Origin of the sequence: Sphaerospermopsis torques-reginae ITEP-024, assembly GCF_019598945.1 — a bacterium.
Lineage (GTDB): Bacteria > Cyanobacteriota > Cyanobacteriia > Cyanobacteriales > Nostocaceae > Sphaerospermopsis.
This window is the reverse complement of sequence record NZ_CP080598.1, coordinates 4,532,640-4,552,014: the sequence shown is the minus strand read 5'-3', so window position 1 is coordinate 4,552,014 and position 19,375 is coordinate 4,532,640. Positions and strand designations below refer to the sequence as shown.

Annotated in this window: 20 protein-coding genes and 1 pseudogene; 16 read left to right on the top strand and 5 right to left on the bottom strand. The window is 34.3% G+C overall.

Annotated features, from left to right (window positions below; translation table 11 throughout):
- Positions 1–301: 301 nt before the first annotated feature.
- Both K2F26_RS21165 and K2F26_RS21160 read left to right on the top strand, forming a co-directional pair.
- Positions 302–1,606, top strand: a complete 1,305-nt coding sequence (locus K2F26_RS21165; protein ID WP_220611977.1) for a site-specific integrase — start codon at positions 302–304, stop codon at positions 1,604–1,606.
- A gap of 48 nt (positions 1,607–1,654) precedes the next feature.
- On the top strand, positions 1,655–2,593 hold the full coding sequence (locus tag K2F26_RS21160; protein WP_220609363.1) for an RpnC/YadD family protein: 939 nt from the start codon (positions 1,655–1,657) through the stop codon (positions 2,591–2,593).
- Positions 2,594–2,614: 21 nt separating this feature from the next.
- On the opposite strand, the gene K2F26_RS21155 is transcribed toward K2F26_RS21160, so the two are convergent.
- Positions 2,615–2,848 carry a DUF433 domain-containing protein gene (locus K2F26_RS21155; RefSeq protein ID WP_220609362.1) on the bottom strand — a complete coding sequence of 78 codons (234 nt, stop codon included), beginning with the start codon at positions 2,846–2,848 and terminating at the stop codon, positions 2,615–2,617.
- A 299-nt stretch (positions 2,849–3,147) separates the two neighbouring features.
- Here K2F26_RS21155 and K2F26_RS21150 point away from each other — a divergent pair, with 299 nt between their 5' ends.
- The 7 genes from K2F26_RS21150 to K2F26_RS21120 all read left to right on the top strand — a co-directional run bounded on the left by K2F26_RS21150 (position 3,148) and on the right by K2F26_RS21120 (position 8,662).
- A complete protein-coding gene (locus K2F26_RS21150) occupies positions 3,148–3,789 on the top strand; it encodes a hypothetical protein (protein ID WP_220609361.1) in 642 nt (213 codons plus the stop codon).
- Positions 3,790–3,898: 109 nt separating this feature from the next.
- The gene (locus tag K2F26_RS21145; protein ID WP_220609360.1) at positions 3,899–4,312 is read left to right on the top strand and encodes a GNAT family N-acetyltransferase; all 414 of its coding nucleotides are present in this window, start codon (positions 3,899–3,901) and stop codon (positions 4,310–4,312) included.
- A gap of 74 nt (positions 4,313–4,386) precedes the next feature.
- Positions 4,387–5,520: an AAA family ATPase gene (locus K2F26_RS21140; protein WP_220609359.1), complete on the top strand. Its 1,134-nt coding sequence runs from the start codon at positions 4,387–4,389 to the stop codon at positions 5,518–5,520.
- Positions 5,513–6,286: a hypothetical protein gene (locus K2F26_RS21135; RefSeq protein ID WP_220609358.1), complete on the top strand. Its 774-nt coding sequence runs from the start codon at positions 5,513–5,515 to the stop codon at positions 6,284–6,286. The genes K2F26_RS21140 and K2F26_RS21135 overlap by 8 nt, the downstream gene beginning before the upstream one ends.
- Before the next feature lie 263 nt (positions 6,287–6,549).
- Positions 6,550–7,122, top strand: coding sequence for a metal-independent carbonic anhydrase family protein (locus K2F26_RS21130; RefSeq protein ID WP_246605445.1), 573 nt, complete (start codon positions 6,550–6,552; stop codon positions 7,120–7,122).
- A gap of 334 nt (positions 7,123–7,456) precedes the next feature.
- On the top strand, positions 7,457–8,041 hold the full coding sequence (locus tag K2F26_RS21125; RefSeq protein ID WP_220609356.1) for a Uma2 family endonuclease: 585 nt from the start codon (positions 7,457–7,459) through the stop codon (positions 8,039–8,041).
- 42 nt (positions 8,042–8,083) lie between these two features.
- Positions 8,084–8,662 (top strand): Alr1449 family protein, encoded by a 579-nt coding sequence (locus tag K2F26_RS21120; protein WP_220609355.1) that lies wholly within the window; start codon positions 8,084–8,086, stop codon positions 8,660–8,662.
- A 227-nt stretch (positions 8,663–8,889) separates the two neighbouring features.
- Here the strand turns inward: K2F26_RS21120 and K2F26_RS21115 are convergent, their stop codons facing one another.
- Positions 8,890–9,465, bottom strand: a complete 576-nt coding sequence (locus K2F26_RS21115) for a Uma2 family endonuclease (protein WP_220609354.1) — start codon at positions 9,463–9,465, stop codon at positions 8,890–8,892.
- A gap of 143 nt (positions 9,466–9,608) precedes the next feature.
- Positions 9,609–10,034, bottom strand: a complete 426-nt coding sequence (locus K2F26_RS21110) for a hypothetical protein (protein WP_302850030.1) — start codon at positions 10,032–10,034, stop codon at positions 9,609–9,611.
- A 410-nt stretch (positions 10,035–10,444) separates the two neighbouring features.
- On the opposite strand from K2F26_RS21110, the gene K2F26_RS21105 reads away from it, so the two are divergent.
- From K2F26_RS21105 to K2F26_RS21085, 5 genes are all read left to right on the top strand, one after another.
- The gene (locus K2F26_RS21105; RefSeq protein WP_246605444.1) at positions 10,445–11,200 is read left to right on the top strand and encodes a helix-turn-helix domain-containing protein; all 756 of its coding nucleotides are present in this window, start codon (positions 10,445–10,447) and stop codon (positions 11,198–11,200) included.
- A gap of 86 nt (positions 11,201–11,286) precedes the next feature.
- A complete protein-coding gene (locus K2F26_RS21100) occupies positions 11,287–11,535 on the top strand; it encodes a hypothetical protein (RefSeq protein WP_220609352.1) in 249 nt (82 codons plus the stop codon).
- Complete coding sequence (locus K2F26_RS21095) at positions 11,522–11,974, top strand: HNH endonuclease (protein ID WP_220609351.1); 453 nt, start codon at positions 11,522–11,524, stop codon at positions 11,972–11,974. The genes K2F26_RS21100 and K2F26_RS21095 overlap by 14 nt, the downstream gene beginning before the upstream one ends.
- An 87-nt stretch (positions 11,975–12,061) precedes the next feature.
- Positions 12,062–12,298: a hypothetical protein gene (locus K2F26_RS21090; RefSeq protein ID WP_246605443.1), complete on the top strand. Its 237-nt coding sequence runs from the start codon at positions 12,062–12,064 to the stop codon at positions 12,296–12,298.
- Between the two features lie 180 nt (positions 12,299–12,478).
- Positions 12,479–12,784, top strand: coding sequence for a hypothetical protein (locus K2F26_RS21085; RefSeq protein WP_246605442.1), 306 nt, complete (start codon positions 12,479–12,481; stop codon positions 12,782–12,784).
- Positions 12,785–13,379: 595 nt separating this feature from the next.
- On the opposite strand, the gene nifD is transcribed toward K2F26_RS21085, so the two are convergent.
- Both nifD and K2F26_RS21075 read right to left on the bottom strand, forming a co-directional pair.
- Complete coding sequence (gene nifD / locus K2F26_RS21080) at positions 13,380–14,762, bottom strand: nitrogenase molybdenum-iron protein alpha chain (RefSeq protein WP_220609350.1); 1,383 nt, start codon at positions 14,760–14,762, stop codon at positions 13,380–13,382.
- Between the two features lie 137 nt (positions 14,763–14,899).
- Positions 14,900–15,361, bottom strand: a pseudogene (locus K2F26_RS21075) (NifH family ATP-binding protein); the annotation flags it as partial.
- A 110-nt stretch (positions 15,362–15,471) separates the two neighbouring features.
- Here K2F26_RS21075 and K2F26_RS21070 point away from each other — a divergent pair.
- Positions 15,472–16,893 carry an integrase gene (locus K2F26_RS21070; protein WP_220609349.1) on the top strand — a complete coding sequence of 474 codons (1,422 nt, stop codon included), beginning with the start codon at positions 15,472–15,474 and terminating at the stop codon, positions 16,891–16,893.
- Positions 16,894–17,707: 814 nt separating this feature from the next.
- Entirely contained in the window at positions 17,708–19,315 is a 1,608-nt protein-coding gene (locus K2F26_RS21065; RefSeq protein ID WP_220608157.1) for an IS1634 family transposase, read from the top strand.
- Positions 19,316–19,375: the final 60 nt, after the last annotated feature.

Below are 19,375 nucleotides of genomic sequence, written 5' to 3'. Positions count from 1 at the left end.
AATAAACTAGGACTTACGCACTGTACAAATTACCCATCATGTGTATGAACGATATTTGGTTGTTTCAGGCTTTTGGTGATTAACTTCCGATCAATAGCGATCGCTCAAAAATTATCAAACAATCACGTGAAAATGCCCGAAATCCATACCTCATATTTGGTTGATCCTGTCAATGCGTAAGTCCTATAAACAATTAAAAATGCAAAATTCAAAATTTAGAAAATAGATTTTGAATTATTTTTTTGTTTATTTTAATGCTAATGCTTTCTGCGCTTTACGTGATCGCCACAAAACACCCAACATGAAAACCAACTTAACCCAGGAAATACAGCAAGTAAATCTGCGTTTGAAATCTGCAAAAACCAGAGTTACCATTCGAGAATCAAATGGATGTCTGCAATTACGGGCAACTTTACCTATTAAACCAGATGATGCAGATATTAGGAAGACAGGTAAAAAGCAATACAACCTCAGTTTAAACATTCCTGCGAACTTAGAAGGATTAAAAACTGCGGAAGAGGAAGCTTATGAATTAGGAAAATTAATTGCTAGGAAAACTTTTGTTTGGAATGACAAATACTTAGGACAGGAAGGAATTAAAAACGATGTAGTAACTATTGGAGAGTTATTAGAAAAGTTTGAAAATGAATATTTTAAAACCCATAAACGCACAACTAAAAGTGATCATACCTTTTTTTATTATTATACCAGAATTAAACGCTATACTAATCCAGATGATTTAGCAATTGGGGAAAATTTTATTCATGCAATTGAGAAAATAGATAAAGAATGGGCGCGATATAATGCAGTTAGAGCTATTTCTGTATTTTGTCAACTTTTCAAAATTGAAATTAATTTAACTAATTATGCTAAAACACCGGAAACTAACTCTCGCAATATTCCCACAGATAAAGAAATAGTAGCCGGATTTTACAAATTTGAGGAATATGAAAATAACAGAGGTAAACAAGTTAATCAAGATGTCAAAGATAGCTGGTTATTGTGGCGTTGGGTTTATGGAATGTTGGCGGTTTTCGGTTTACGTCCCCGTGAATTATTTATTAATCCTGATGTTAATTGGTGGTTAAGTAATGAAAATATAGATTTAACTTGGAAGGTTGATAAAGATTGTAAAACGGGAGAACGGGAAGCCTTACCTTTATATAAGGAATGGATTAAGGAATTTGATTTAAGGAATCCCCAGTATTTAGAAATGTTGGTGACAGCAATTAGTAAAAAAGATAAAAATAATCATGCGGAAATTACAGCTTTAATTCAAAGAGTTAGCTGGTGGTTTAGGAAAGTTGGCTTAGATTTTAAACCTTATGATTTGCGTCATGGTTGGGCAATTAGAGCGCATATTTTAGGGATTCCTATTAAAGCAGCAGCAGATAATTTAGGTCATAGTGTGCAGATTCACACGAAAACTTATCAACGTTGGTTTTCTTTGGATATGCGGAAGTTAGCAATAAATCAGGCTTTGAGTAAACGGAATGAGGTTGAGGTGATTAAGGATGAGAATTTGGTTTTGAAGATGGAGAATGAAAGGTTAAAAATTGAGTTAAAAAAAGTAAAAATGGAAATGATTTATAAAGGTAGTTTTTAGTATTTGATATGTTATAATCACAGTATATCAAAACATATATTTTCAGGGATGAACTACCAACCAAACTCAGATTATGACAGCGCATGGAAAGAAGCGATTACAGTTTATCTTGAGCGATTCATAGAATATTGTTTTCCTGAAGTTTATCAAGATATTGACTGGGAAAAAGGATATGAAACCCTAGACACCGAATTACAAGAACTAATTAGAGATGCAGAAACAGGAAGACGTTTAGCGGATAAACTGGTAAAAGTCACCCTGCGGAATGGAGAAAAAGCGTTAGTTCTGATTCACATAGAAATACAAGGACAAGAACAAGACGATTTTGCAGAAAGGATGTATATTTATAATCATCGCTTATTTGATCGCTATCGTCTTAAAGTCTTTAGTTTCGCGGTTTTAGGAGATGATAACCCCAATTGGAAACCTACATCTTATGGTTATAGTCAGTGGGGGTTTACAACTAATTTACAATTTCCCAGTGTTAAACTATTAGATTATAGCCATGATACCCTAGCACAAAGTAATAATCCTTTTGCTATCATCATTATGGCACATTTACAAACCCAAGCCACTCAAGGTAATTCACAACAAAGATTTCAGTTAAAATTAAGTCTAGTGAAACAACTTTATGACTTGGGTTATACCGGAGAAATGATTCGTCAATTATTCCGGTTTATTGAATGGATGATGACATTACCCCCAATACTGCAATCTGATTTCAAGACTGAATTAAACCGTTATGAGGAGGGAAAACGTATGCCATTTTTAACTAGCTTTGAAATTGATGGAATGATCAAAAATTCCCGTGAAAATGTGATTGAGATTATAGAAACTAGGTTTGGCAATGTATCAGATGAGTTGAAAAATAAGATTAATGCTCTGGAAGATTTGCAATTGCTAAAAAGTATCTTTAAACAGGCAATTACTATTGTTTCAGTGGAGGATTTTGAACAGTTGTTAGCATCAAGTCAAGGAGATAATTAATTATCTGTGGGTTGGGTGGATTTAGGTGAAACCCAACCTGATGTTAAAAAAATAATGATTGGCTATCAATTTAGTTGCAAATTGCATACAAGCATAAATATCTTCTCGGTTTAAAGATGGGTATTCTTCCAAAATTTCTTCTATAGAATCACCTGCACGTAAAAATTCCATAATTGTTTGTACAGTAATTCGAGTATTAGTAATAATCTGTTTACCGTTACAAATGTTTGGATGAATAGTTATTCGCTGTTTCATAATGATTGTTTCCTTTTTATATTGTTAAACTGCCATATTTATCATCATTATCAAGGTTTTGGTGCGTTACGCTGTCGCTGACACACCCTACAACCACCACTTACAATATACACGAATTTAGCTGTATTGAGAGTTTGAAATGTGAACGATTGGGAATAGATAAGTTAATTTTCGGTTTTCTCGACCCAAGCCACAAACTAGCAAATAGAGTTAGTATATTTTTGTTAAGGTATAATCGGATAACTTGGTGCTGTGTTATACTGTATTAATCTAAAAAAATTAGATAGAAACAATAAATCATGCAAATTATGATTGAATTTAATGATCATATTCTCAATATATTACATCTAAAACTGAGAACAATATCAAGACCTTTTATGGCTTTGATTCTCATTTATTTTAATTTAATTATTTCCAAGCCTTGTTTTTCCTTGCCAGGGGACAGCATTCAAAAATCAATCAAACATATTAACAGAAATCAGCTTGGAGAAGGGTTGATTTTCAAGCCATTTTATATTAATTCTATTCTAGTGAATTATGAAGCTAGAATTCAGTTCCAAGGTAATAATGTCAAGATAATTGTTGGTGAAAAAGTCTCTGATATACAAAAGAATTACAGTGAAGCAGTTTTTATCGAAAACTCATCAATTGGACAATCTCTGAGCAAACAAGGATATAATTTAAGACGAGATCAAGCAGTTAATGAACTTATTAGCCGTATTTGGGGTGAAGCAATTAGCCAAGACTTTATTAATTCTCGATTTATAGACCGTTATTATGAAAATGGTAGACATCGCACTACATATCAAGGGAAAAAATTTGGTTATATTGCTTACTATGCTGATTATGGTGATCGTTTTTTCCGATTTGATATTTATTCTTTGAAGGATTGGGAAACCTTTCGCATACAAGGTGAATTTGAGGAAAGAGTCAAATATTGATTGTTTGTACAAATATATTTATCACTAATATGCGCTTGTCCACTAGGCTAAGTCATCACATCAGAAAATTTGATTACAACACAATAAATCTATAGAAGGGATAAAATCAATGAAAGAAATAAAAGCACCTCAAGGGATTGAAATAAAAAGAAATTATGAAACAGAAAAGAAGAATGAAGTAATTGACAAAAGGAAATATTTTTGTTACGACATTTACTATCAAAACCTACATATAGGTGCATCATTCTATAAAATGAAACAAGATCCTGAAATGCACTGGTATATAGAAACTTTTTTTATTAACGAATATTATAGGGAAAAAGGATATGGTTCATATCTACTTAAATATTTGTGTAATATGATGTGGAGTGAAAAAAGCCTTCCTATTATTATTTATCCTGCACCTGTCAATTGCAAAAAAGAAGATTTCATAGATTGGTTTACTAAAAGAGGGTTTGTTGAAAACCATGATATCCTACCTGGTAAGATATATTATTCTTTATATCCTCAATGCTTTATTTAGTATAATGTTTTTACAAAAATGGTAATTTCAATTTTCCAAATAGCAAATGATAATGAATAAATAAAACTAACAATATGTTACAAAGCCTAAAGCTTCATAATTTCAAAAGCCATAAATCAACAGAGTTTAATTTCGATAACTCCCGATTACATGGACTTGTAGGAAAAAATAGTGCTGGTAAAACCAGCGTCCTTCAAGCATTACATAATCTCAGCAGACTAACTACCTCACCCTTTAGAAATATTTTTCAGTATGATAAGTTGCCCCAATTTATTACAACAATTGGTGAAAAAGATATGTCTGTTACTGCAAGTGGTTTTTGGGGTTATAAAAATCGCCAAAATTGGCAAGCTGCCTATAATTGGAATCAACAGAATAATGATTCTTGGATTCCTACAGGATCATGTATAATAAATGAAACAAAACAAAATTTAGCAGGATGGACAAGTTCTTTCAGTAATTCTCCAGATGAAATTCGTAAATCTTTAAAACATACTGTTTACCTCAAATTATCTGCAAGTAATCTCGCTAAACCAGCGTACAGTGATGAAATCACCCCCAGAGTTGAATTTGACGGATCAGGATTAGCACCTACCTTAGATTTTCTCCGTGATGAAGCACCAGATAAATTTCAAATCATAGAAGAAATGTTAAAAAAAGTTGTACCAAATGTACACAAAATTGGCATCAGGCGGGCAAAAGTTCCCGTCATTCGTAAACGGTTAATAGAAGTTGATGGTCGCTCTATTTCCTATGATGAAACTCAAGAAATGACCGGACAAGAAGTAGTTTTAGATATGAATACAGGTGAACGTATTCCCGCCCATGCAATTAGTGAAGGAACAATGTTAACTTTAGGATTATTAACTGTGTTAATGAATCCTACTCAACCTAATTTAGTGTTATTAGATGATATAGAACAGGGACTTCATCCCCAAGCACAACGTCAGTTAATGAATGTTTTTAAAGAAATCATTGCTGAAAATCCTAACCTGCAAATTATTTTCTCTACCCATTCTCCTTATATAATTGATCAACTTACTCCTTCTCAAGTCCATATCTTAAATAACAGTAAATCAGGTTTTACAGTTGCCAAACGTTTAGACGAACATCCTGATATAGAATGGGCAAAGGAAACCTTAACAACAGGTGAGTTTTGGGATGCTGAAGGGGAAGATTGGGTGTTAGAAGGAGAAGTCAGTGGTTGAGGTTATTGTCATAGTTGAAAGTGGTGCAGATGCGAGAACAGCTATTAAATTAGCCGAGCGAGTTTTAAAAGAAAAATTTGATTGGTTAGATGATGATAGTTTGCAATACTATTTTCAGTGGACTGGTTTAGAGTCAGAAACAGAATTTTCTTGTTGGCGAGATATTATCAAAATTATTGAAGATGCAAAAGAAAAATTAAAATATAAACCTAGTAGGTTTTTAGGTCATGATAGTAATGGTGTACCTTTAAAAGCTGATGGTGCAGCATCTATTAAAGTTCTGAATTTAGTACGCTTTCTGCAAAGAACACGACAAATTAAAGCTATTTTATTTATCCGTGATTTAGATAATCAACCAGAACGTAAAGAAGGTATTGAACAAGCACGTTTAGAACATCTTAATAAAACACCAAAATTAGAAATTATCATTGGTGCTGCTGATCCAAAACGTGAAGCATGGGTGTTAAATGGGTTTATTGCATCTGATGATGAAAAGGTAATTTTAGAAGATATCAAAAATAAATTATCTTTTGATCCTTCCATAGAACCTGAAAGATTACGTTCTACTTCAGAGAAAGAACCAGAAAGAATCAGAAATATTAAATTTATAGTTGAACAACTGACGGGAAAAGATATGGAACGAGAAAAACAATGTTGGGAAGAGACAAGTTTAGAAACTTTACGTGCAAGAGGTGTGAAAACTGGTTTAATGGCATACCTTCAAGAAGTGGAGGAAAGATTAAATGTAATTATTTTATCTGAGTGATGAAGATGTCTTCTCTACGAAATATGACAACTAACTGTCAGTGATATTTTGGAGGCACTAAGTAACTTTTAAATTATATTCTAAGTATTAATAGCGTTTATTGAAACAATAGACATCTATAGACATTATATGGACAATTTATGAATTGTCCCTACGATAATTTTTACCAAATTTCTAATGTGGTTTAATGTGATAGTTCATTTTTATAACTGATAAGTTCTTTGATAAGTATGCGAATCAATTTTTATGTCACATCTGCTGCTATGGCCTTGTTAGCTGCTGCTCCATCAATAGCTCAAGCTCAAGTTAATAGCGTCATTATTGGTCAAACCTCATCAAACCCCAACACTTCAGTAGTCAATATGACCATCACTGAGTCTGAAGTCCTGGCAGCCCAAAAAGCCTGGGGCGACGCATTAGTTGCCATCTCCACCACCTACGATCAGAAGGGAAAAGCCGCAGCTAAGGCATTAGCCGAGAAGATTATTGATCAAGCCTATGGTTATCAGTTCGGAGCAGTGCTGTTCAAGCCGACTTTGACACAGACACCACAGACTTTCCGCACGACACGCCAAGGTGCATTGGCGTATTTCGTGGGTGGCGATCCGTCTTTCCCTAATGATACTGGCTTTGCCCTCAAAGGATGGCGAAAGGTGGAAATTCGCAACGCTGGAATTTTCATTAATGGTAATGTAGCTACAACAATGGGCAATGTCTTAATTACTGACAAGACTGGTAAAGTAACCACAGTGGACAAAACCTGGAAGTTCATCAAGGATAACAATGGTAAACTGCGTATTGTGGTACACCATTCCTCCCTGCCCTACAAAAATTAAAATCACCTGTTTCATCAGAAAAATAGCAGGTTGGTGAAACTAAACATGAATCACTGTAGAGATATAGAGATGTTCCATAGGTAAGAACTCTCATCTCTACATAGCATTCAATCTTTCTAACTCTGATTGTCTTACCTTGAGGTTTTCGCGATCGCAATCAGTCCAATCATTATCCCCTGGTGTATAAAACACTGGTTTAACTATTTCATTTTTCCAAAAAGTCTGACTCTTTTCCAACCAAGAGCAATTCAATCATTAACATAACCAGCCAGTGAATCAAGAAAAAATATTAAATTTGTAGCTATAATCAGAACAAACTTCTCAAAATTCTGATATGGTCGCCATTCCCCAAAAACCGCCAAAAATGACCTTTGAGGAATATCTCAGATGGGAACTTAACCAAGATATTCGCTATGAATACATCAACGGCGAAGTTTTCGCCATGACTGGTGGTACAATTCCCCATAATGATATTGCTCTCAATCTTTACAGACCTTTATATTCTCATCTCCATCCTCAAGGTTGTCGAGTCAACGTATCAGATGTCAAAGTACAAGTTAATCCCAACAGCGTCTACTTCTATCCTGATCTTGTTGTTAGTTGTCACCATGAAGATATCAACGCTCGCAAATTTATTCAACATCCGAAATTAATTGTAGAGGTGCTTTCTCCCAGTACAACCAATAAAGATAAAGGAGAAAAATTCAGATATTATTTAACAATTCCCTCCTTACAAGAATATATCTTAATTGATTCTGAAAAAATATATGTTGAGCGTTATTGTCGTGGAGAAGGGAGAATGTGGCTTTACTATCCCTACATTACTGGAGATATAATTACATTATCAAGCATTGAATTTGAATTTCCCATTGAATTATTATATGAAGGTGTAGAATTAGAGACAGAAACAGAAAATTAAACTCGAATCTTAAATCTAGAAACAAAGGAGAACATGAAAATTATGTCCAAGCGTAAAAAAAGCAACCTGCAATGGATTAAAGAAACCCTCGAACTAGATCCAAACCATCATTGGGAAGGACCTGAAGATTATAAAATATTTGTCGCTGGTAGGGGTGCAGTGCGGTTTAACGTTCCCCAAGATTGGGTATTTGAACCCAAAGAAAAATCCTTTAAATTCACAGATAAAAAACCACCTAATGATGATTGTTGTTTAGAAATTTCCTATAATCATTTACCCCCAAATGATTGGACATTATTTCCCCTCAAACGCACCTTAAAAAAAATCATCGAAGATGATAAGCGTGATGTCATTGAAACAGGGGAAATCATACAAGTTAAACGCCAAACTGCCAAAATAATGTGGGGACAAATTAAATTTATTGACACCCAAGCAGAACCCAGAGAAGCATATTCTAGAATTTGTGTAGGTTTAGGTTCTAATATTCAGTGTTTAATTACCTTTGATTATTGGGCGGATCAAGCAGAACAATTAATACCTGTTTGGGATGAAGTGATGCGGAGTTTAACACTAGGTTTATATATTCGTGATCCGCGCACTGGTTTAGCTTTTCCTGATTAAAGGAAAACAAAAGAATATTAAGATTTCCACCAATAAAGAATTATGAAAATCTCTCTTAAAACCTCATTTCTCTGTGTTCTCTGTGGTTCGTTTATTTCTTAACTTTTGCCTAAAGGTGTGTCAGATTATAATCAGATGATAAAGATTATAAATTTAATCCTTTTCTTACTAACTTATCTGTTTTACACACCTTACCAACTTACACATAATTTGAAAATCAACTAAAACTAACTTTCTATTTCTTCCTCAGTAAAAACAGGAGGCCATAATTCAGAAATAGGTAATTCCCAACCTGGTAAAAGTTCAGGAATAGTTAAAACATCATTGTTGTTAAAAACGACCGGTTCACCTTCAGAACGATAAACTGTAACAGTTTCTTCATCAGGATCAATTAAAATTCCCACCACTGCACCCAAATTAATAAAATTGATAACTTTTTTTTCTAAGGTTTTAATTCTATCACTTTGAGATTTAATTTCTACTACTAAATCAGGCACAAGTTCACCAAAATAACGGGGACTTTGACGCAACCTTGCAGCACGCACAAAAGAAACATCTGGTGCTGTTAAATTGCTATCTGGTAAAATAAAACCACCCGCAGAATCAAAAACTCTTCCTAAACGACGGGGATTAATCCAAGAAAAGAGAAAAGCTATTAAACGACTAGAAATTTCACTAGAAACTATATCTGATGGACCCACAATAGAAATGCTCCCATTTTCTAATTCTAGATCATAATCTAAACCTGCATCATTGATAGCACTTTGCAGTTTTTCCACATCTTTAATTGTCATGATGGGCATAGTTTTTTACTCCTTGTGGTGATTTGTTAATTGTAGCATTTGTCTGAATCAGGATGTCCAGGATTTGAGGATTTACAGGATGAAACCCAGAATAAGTAATAGAGATAAGTTAATGTTGGGTTTTATCAACCCAACCTTGTATCTTATGGTTTTTTAAATCTTACATACTTATCATTTCTGTCAAACCACCCTGAAAAAGCCCAGTTAATCCATCCACCATCACCTTGATTAAGGAATTCACCATCTTCAAAAACCCAAATACCGAAGGTGACACCATCATAGACTGCCGAACCATAGAATTTCACTCCTCTAAAACGTTCTTCATAATTTTGACTCAAATTAAAAACCATCACGTTATACCTCTGACCTGCACCATAAAAAGCCCCATTCATGAGATTTTTTACAAATCCACTGCGGTCTCTGGAAGATTTGATACTAGATACGATCAGGTTAGTAATGCCGAGAACATCTACGGAAACACTTAGATTGGCACTTGCTCTCTGCGCCATCATAGTTTTCTGGCTCTTTTCCTCTTGAGAGACACTGTTTGTTAAAAGTGCTATAACCATAGCTAGATTCATGTGCAAAAAAGGGTGCAATCAAAGAAGAAAACACCACTAGTCCCATAGCAGAAAAGTTTTTGATAGTTCGCGTAAATGATGCTGATTTGATGGTATGGTTCATAACTGCGTTAATTAGGGTTAAATAAAGTTTTGATTGGTAGTAGCCTCTATTGATAGTCTCAAATCAGACTTGGCGTAATGTACTAAAAAGACTATGTAAATCCTTTATAATATGGAAGTCAGTAAGAGGCTGCTGAGATTAATTGTCTGATCACTAAATTATTGTTTCTATAGGAAAATACCTGATTACATCGGGAGTTTTGTAACAAATTATTAATATAATTGTCCGAAAATGCCGGATAATACATACAGGGATTAAGCTATAATAGATGAAATGCTTATACAATATACACTTTATGGATATTACAGAAGTTTTAGAGTTAGCTGATGAATTAGTTTTTGTCCAGACAGGAAAACACTTAGATGATATTCAGGACACTGTAATTAAAGGTGTTTGGGATGGATATACCTATGAGAAAATTGCAGCACAATGTCATCGTAGTGAAAGTCATGTGAGAGATGTAGGTTATAAACTTTGGCAAGTTTTTTCGGAACAATTAGACGAAGATATTAATAAGCGTAATTTCCGTTCTATGTTATCAAGACTGCAAATTACATCATCACCTGTAATTATACAAAATAATAATCATAATTTTAATTTTTGCTCATCTTATCAAACTAAAGATGATAATAATAATAGAAAAAATGATGATAACCAAAAAACATACTCTCACGATTTAACCCTATCCCCAAAAATCTCCCACTTTTACAGCAGAGAAACCGAACTACAAACCCTATCTCATTGGTTAATCACCCAAAATAACCGCCTTGTCTCCATTTTAGGATTACCTGGCATTGGTAAAACCACACTGATTAAACATTTTATTGATCTAAATTTACAAAAATTCGATCTAGTCATTTGGAAAAGTATTAAACTCTCTCATTCCTTAGATAACATCTTTACAGAAATATTAAAATTTACCAATTCACATGATATTGAAAATAATAAATTAACTCAATTTTTAAATCTTTTAGGTCAAAAAAGATGTTTAATTATCCTTGATGATATCCAAGAAATATTTATTCCTGAATATGTTAAAATGAATCCTTGAGTTAGTGATATGCTGCGTGGATATCACAACCTTAGACACCCTGAATATCCAATAATAAAATCAAGAAAACTCACAACAATTCACCTATGACAATTACACTCATTAAACCTTCCCAATTCCTACCAGAAGGAATCTGTATCAAGCGTATTAAAAACCTTATGCTATTCAAATTTACCGATAAACTAGGGGAGCGAATGCAAGAACTCCTTGATAAAAATAAATTGAATACTCTTACCCCAGAAGAAGCAATAGAATTAGAAGCAATAGGGGAACTTGACGACATCTTCAGTTATATTAACGCTGCTGTTGCTGCTCAAGAAAATGCCCATTCCTAAATCTCTTTATGAGCAGGTGAGACAACGCGCTCAATGTCGCTGTGAATACTGTCACTACCCTGAACTTCTCAGTACAGCACCCCTTTCTATTGACCATCTGCAACCTCAATCTTTGGGTGGTACGGATAGTCTCGATAATCTTGCTCTGGCCTGTCGTCGTTGCAACGAAAGACGCTATAACTTCACTACAGGTATTGATCCCAATACTGGAAAAGAAACTCCTTTATTTAACCCTCGTCAGCAAATTTGGTCTGAACATTTTATGTGGACATTTGACGGTTTATGTATTATTGGTACAACTCCTACAGGAAGGGCAACTTGTGAACGTCTTGATCTAAATGATGAACGTCGAGGAGAAAAATTTATTCAAAAATCTCGACAAAGATGGGTTGAAAGTGGACTGCATCCTCCCGAAGAAGATCCGCAAAAATCAGAGTAATTTGTGCGATCGCCTCATTCTAAATATCCAGTGATAAAATCAAGACAAATCAAAATAATCAACTCATAACAAATATGATCAAGGAAAATGAAAAGAATAATGCAAACCTTAAATATCAATCAAACTATCACAGCTTGGTCATCCATTGCCGAAAATGTTTTTGTTCCTCACACAGAAGAAGAATATAAACATTTAGTTAATATACTTGATACACTCATTGATCAAATTTGTGAAGATGAAACTCATCCTCTTACATCTCTGATGGAAGTCATTGGTGTATTAATAGAAAATTATGAAAATGAACATATTCCTGAATTATTGTGAACTGTAAAAATATTCTAGAAAATGAATTTTGGGATGCAGAAGGGGAAGATTGGGTGTTAGAAGGAGAAGTCAGTGGCTGAGTTTATTGCCATAGTTGAAAGTGGTGCAGATGCAAGAACAGCTACTAAATTAGCCGAGCGAGTTTGAAAAGAAAAATTTGCTTGGTTAGATGATGATAGTTTGCAATATTATTTTCATTGGACTGGTTTAGAGTCAGAAACAGAATTTTCTTGTTGGCGAGATATTCTCAAAATTATTGAAGATGCAAAAGGACAATTACAATATAAACCTAGCAGATTTTTAGGTCATGATAGTAACGGTGTACCTTTCAAAGCTGATGGAGTAAGAGCTATTAAAGTTCTTAATTTAGTCCGGTTTTTGCAAAAAACACGAGAGATTAAAGCTGTTGTTTTTATCCGTGATTTAGATAATCAACCAGAGCGTAAACAAGGAATTGAACAAGCACGTTTATGCATAGAACCGTAATTTAAGTGTAATTTAAGTATAATTTAAGTGTAATTATTTTATCTGAGTGAAGAAAATTATTGAATTGAGAGCGATCGCACTTCCCAAACCCCAATAAGCAATACCTCTCCTTGGAAAACCTAGATTAACCATGAGACACCAAGTAACCTAAAGATTAGATTAACTTATATATAGCAAATTATATCCCAATATAAATATTAATGTGATTTATAGCAGGTTATCCCCATCATTAATTAATTAAACTTAAAACCCCTCTCCAAACCTTTATCTTACCTCTCCCTAACCCTCTTTGAAAGAGATGTTTAGGAACAAGCAAGAAAGCAAGTTCGGGGAGGAGAGTTTTATAAAAATTAGTAATTTTTTGCCTAAACATAGTCTAGTTAGTCTAAAAAATCCACTTGAAGAAAGTTGTTCTATATAACAAATTTCCCAAACATCGAGAATTAACAACTCCCTCAACCACTGATAAAATCATAGATTTACTACTTGCAGTTATCCATAAACAATGTTATTATATAACATAATAAAATCAATTTAATCTAAAAATTAAAATCTCAAAATTCCCCAATTCAAAAACCTGAAATTACCGCACCTTTCAACCAACATCATCAAGTTCGGAGTAATCCCAAGAGTGCATTTGACGGAAAGGAAGACCCATCTTTTGGAATACGTACTTCTCTTTCACACCAGAAGCAACTAAATCTGGCTTCAGAGCTTTAATGAACTCTTCAAATTCAAAAGCGGTTACGTCGTCATAAACGATAGTACCGTTTTCAATGTAGTGAGTAGTACGTTTATAGTCGTCATTATGAGCGAACTCATAACCAGTACCTACCAACTTCATACCCAAATCTTGGAAAGCGGGTACAACGTGACGGGGACGTAAACCACCAACCATCATTGCAACTGTCTTACCTTCCAAACGAGGACGGTACTTAGCAACGATCGCATCCATAGAAGGCTGATATTTAGCAATAACTTTCTCAGCGTTTTCTTGGATCTTAGAATCAAATTTAGCAGCGATCGCTCTTAAAGATTCAGCAATCTTGGTAGGACCGAAGAAGTTATATTCCATCCAGGGAATACCATAAGCTTCTTCCATGTGACGGCTGATATAGTTCATAGAACGATAGCAGTGGATGAGGTTGATCTTCACATTGGGAGTCAACAACATCTCATTGATAGTACCGTCACCAGACCACTGAGCAACAACACGCAAACCAATTTCTTCTAATAAGATACGGCTTGCCCAAGCATCACCACCGATGTTATAGTCACCGATGATTGCTACGTCGTAAGGAGTACCTTCAAACTTGAGAGTACCGTCTTTCTTAGCTTTGTCTGCTCTGGGGAATACCCAGTCACGGATTTGGTCGTTAGCGATGTGGTGACCCAAAGACTGAGACACACCACGGAAACCTTCGCAACGTACAGGAATAACGGGTTTACCGAGTTTTTTAGCAGCTGTCTTAGAAACCGCTTCGATGTCATCCCCGATTAGACCGATAGGACATTCAGATTGAACGGAAACACCACGGTTTAAGGGGAATAATTCTTCTAATTCTTCGATCAGTTTCAATAACTTCTTGTCTCCACCGAACACGATGTCGCGTTCTTGGAAGTCAGAAGTGAAGTGCATAGTACCGAAGGTATCAACACCAGTTGTACCTAAGTAGTAGTTGCGACGACCAGACCAAGACCAGTAACCGCAACCTACAGGACCGTGGCTGATGTGGATCATGTCCTTAATAGGACCCCAAACCACACCCTTAGAACCTGCATAAGCACAACCACGAGCGGTCATTACACCAGGTAAGGATTTGATGTTAGATTTAACACCACAATCTGTTTTACCTTCTTCGTGTACATTCAGGTGCTTTTCGCGCTTCTTAGCAGCCTTTTCGGGGTAAGCTTTAAGAACGTCTTTAATCAGTTCTTTTCTTTCTTCAACAATCTTCTTGTTGTCTGGAGGAGTCATGTCTGGCCTCTGTTAGCTCTTTTAGATATTGTTTAGGGTAGGGATGGGGAAGTTAATCCCCAAGCTTGGGTAGGAAAGGAAGGTAAAAAGGAAGTGATGTAGAGTGTTCCTTTTTCCTATTCCTCAATTACTGAATACTACTTAGTTGCAGAAGCGGGCTTACCGATGATTTCAGCGTGCTTAGAATCATCGTCAAGAATACCGTATTCGATCAACAGAGCTTCTAATTCATCCATTTCTATTGGGGTAGGAATGGTGAGGTTCTTGTTTTCGATGATCTTCTTAGCTAATGCACGGTATTCGTTAGCTTGGTTGCTGTCGGGAGCATACTCGTTAACGGTCATACGACGCAATTCTGCGTGTTGAACGATGTTGTCACGAGGTACGAAGTGAATCATTTGGGTGTTCAAACGTTTAGCCAAGGTTTCGATGAGTTCGTGTTCCCGGTCAGTTTTACGGCTGTTACAGATTAAACCACCTAAACGTACACCACCGGAGTGTGCATATTTCAAAATACCACGAGCGATGTTGTTTGCAGCGTACATCGCCATCATTTCACCAGAGGTAACGATGTAGATTTCTTGTGCTTTACCTTCACGAAAAAGATTATTTATCTCATAAAAATAGCTGTATAATGTTCATTTTAGACTATGTTTGCGGTAATCATTGTCTAGAGTGAACGGTTTTTTTATTAGGGTAAATCTAGGGTATGGACAGAACACAGGAAGCATTTGCCGATTTTCACCAAACAGCTATTACCGATGGGGGATATTTAGGTAGAATGCAAGCAGTAAATGAACAAGAAAATCATCTAACGGCAAAATTAACTACAGAATTAAAAGCAATTAATGGTAGATTAAAAGCGGCTAATGTTGGTGTTTATATCCGCAAATCTGGCAATTCTTTACAGTTGAGATGCACTTTACCTATTAAACCAGGGGATATTGATAAAAACGGTAGCGGTACAAAACAATATGATATTTCTCTGGGTATTCCTTTTAATTTTGATGGTTTGAATACTGCGGAAGAAGAAGCTTATGAGTTAGGAAAGTTAATTGCTAGAAAACAATTTCAATGGAATGAGAAATATTTAGGAAAAACTCGGATTAAAGCTAGTTTAAAAACTATTGGTGATTTAGTTGCAGATTTCGAGAAAAATTATTTTCAAACTCGGAAACGAACTTTAAAAAGTGAAAATACCTTTAGTAGTTATTTTTATATTGCTCAAAAGCATTTACCCAAGGATAAACCAGCGATTAATGCTAATTTTATTGAAGCTGTGCAAAACTGCCAATCTTCGGATAGTGTGAAAAATGAGTTAATTAAAGTAATTCGCGTTTTGTGTAAATGTTCTGGTTTAGAAATTCCTGAATTAAGCAATTTAAAAATTAAAGCTACTGCAAAACGTAAACGAGATATACCTACAGATACACAAATAGAGAAGGAATATTTTAAGTTTGAAAATTACGCCCTTAACCGTCCCAGTAAGTTAATAACTAGGGAAGATAGAAATAATTGGAAATTGTGGAGATGGGTTTATGGAATGTTAGCAACCTATGGTTTAAGACCCATTGAAATATTTGTAAAACCGGATTTAGATTGGTGGTTATCTTCAGAAAATACCATGAATACATGGCGAGTGAATGAAGAATGTAAAACCGGAGAAAGGGACGCTTTACCATTATATCCCCATTGGGTAAAAGAGTTTAATTTAAAAACAGATTTAGAAGCAATTGAATTATTAAAATGGAAAATTCAAGATAAAATAACCAGTAAAGAAATTAATGCAGCGCGACATGGTACTGATAGATGGTTTAGATTTGTAGGTATTGGATTTAAACCCTATGATTTACGTCACGCTTGGGCAATTCGAGCGCATTTAATGGGGATTCCAATTAAAGCTGCTGCTGATAATTTGGGTCATTCTGTAAATATGCACACATCCATTTATCAAAAGTGGTTTAGTTTAGAAAATCGCAAGGTTGCAATTGAGGAAGCAATTAAGAAAAAATCGAAAGTGGAAGATTTACAAGATATGGTGATGATGTTAGAACAGGAAAATGAGAGGTTAAGAATTGAAAATGAAAGATTAAAATTACAGATAGGAAATAAAAACTTAATTCATATTTAGACATCATTTAGACGTAAGTATTCAGCTATCAGTAATCAGTAATCAGCTTTTAGGTGCTATTAGATAGATTGTTCAAAAAATTAGCAGCATATTATCAAACCCCACAAGTGTTAATGAGAGAAAGTTACAGGTGAGTATTGATGTTTTTCTTCTTTCTTGCTGACTGCTGATAGCTGACAGCTGAATGTTTACATTTAGACATCCAATATCCCCAATTTCTAGAAATAGTAGGGAATTTTCTCTTGACAATAATTACTGTTCCCTGTTCCCTCTCCTAGAATATCCAATTTATTTTGCACGACTACTTATCGTTAATAAGTATAAATTATTTTTTTAGCTTGTTTATGTGTTCTGTTAATTTTTTTGTTAATTTTACTACCAATTAATTAACGCTTAATAAATTCATATTCTTGTATTTACCTCCGAAATCAGGCTCTCTTTTCTTGAGATAGTTTTTTACCTTTGTAACATATAAGTATTTTTTGATAGCTATTCGTACCTTAAACAAAGAAATGCGCTGTTTGTCCTATCTTGTCATCCAAAATACCCACATTTTCGGTGGAATGTTACTAAATATTACTAAATCTTGATAGTTGAGCCAATATTCAATCCCACATTCCGCACTTCAAAATGTAGTACATATACAAGTATCATAAGCAGCATAGAGTGTTAAACATAAATACGCAATCAAGAAAGTAAAAATATAGACTTTAATTCCCATTTGACTACTAAAGAGAAACTCATAAGGCATTGAGAATAAATTCAGGAAAAAATGAGAGAATGAGACTGAAGTACCTAAAAATGCCTTCATAATATGAATTACCAAACAGAAGAAATTGAGAGTAAAAACATAGATCACTTAGGAATAATCGCAGGAATAATAGATGAAATAGGAATAGTAGAAAAAATCAACGAGATATTTTCAATAGATATCAGAGAGAAAGTAAACACAGGAGAAGTAGTCAAAGCAATCATTCTCAATGGACTAGGCTTTGTATCAAGACCACTATATTTGTTCCCAGATTTCTTTAAAGACAAAGCCGTAGAACATCTAATAGGAACAGGAATAAAAGCAGAAGATTTAAACGACGATAAAATAGGTAGAGTCATGGATAAACTCTATAAATATGGATTAACTAAACTATTCTTAATCATTGCCTTAGAAGTAGTAAAGAAATATGGAATAGACACAAAATATTCCCATTTAGACTCAAGCTCATTACATTTACACGGGGAATATAAGAATTGCGTAAATAATCTAGAGAAAGAACTAGGAATAAATCGAGAACATCCAATAATGATTACACAAGGATATTCTCGTGACCATCGCCCAGACCTAAAACAATGTATATTAGATTTAATAGTAAGTAGTGATGGGGATATACCATTATTTTTTAGAGGGGCATCAGGAAACGAATCAGATAAAGCAGTATTTGCTCATATCTTAGTAGAATATTCTAAACAAATAGATTTTGAAAGTATCATGGTGGCTGACAGTGCATTATATAGCGAAAGTAATTTAAAATTAATGTCAAACATGAAATGGATAAGTCGAGTACCATTATCCATTAAAAAAGCAAAAAATTTAGTGAAAGCCTCCATAAATAATGAAATGAAAGCCTGTAAAATCAAAGGTTATAGCTATATCGAAGAGAAAGTATCTTATGGAGGAATAGAGCAAAGATGGTTATTAGTAGAAAGCGTAGAGAGAAAAAAAGCAGACTTAAATAAACTAGACAAAAAAATCCAAGAAGAGTTATTAAAAGCTAACAAACAAGTAGATAAATTAGAACAGGAAGAATTTGCTGATAAATCTTTAGCCGAGTTGAAAATCAAAGAAATAACAGCTAAATTAAAATATCATCAAATATCAGACTATCGAATTACCGAGACATTAAATCAAGGGAAAACAGCAGTTTATAGAGTGAAATGTAAATTAAGAGAAAATCAGGAGTTAATTACACAACAGCAAAACTCTTGTGGCAGATTTATTTTAGCCACCAATATTTTGGATGCTCAGGAGTTAGAGTCAGAAGAAATCCTCAAAATATATAAAGAACAACAATCTACAGAAAGAGGATTTAGATTTATCAAAGACCCGTTATTTTTCGCGGATAGTCTGTTTGTGAAAAATCCCCAAAGAGTAGAGACAATGATGATGTTAATGGCATTATGTCTTTTGGTTTATAATTTAGGACAAAGACAATTAAGAATGTCATTGAAGGCACAAAAAGCCACAGTTAAAAACCAACTGAATAAACCTACAGAATCTCCCACATTAAGATGGATATTTCAGTGCTTTCAAGGTATTCATCTTTTGATGGCACAAGGATTTCAACGAATTCTTAATTTAACGGAGTCGCATTGTCATATCTTGCAATTCCTACCTACTACTTGTCAAAAATATTATTTATTATCTTAGTTTTCTCTCTATTTTTACTATTTCATCGGTTATCTTTTTGATAACTGATTCCACACCTTG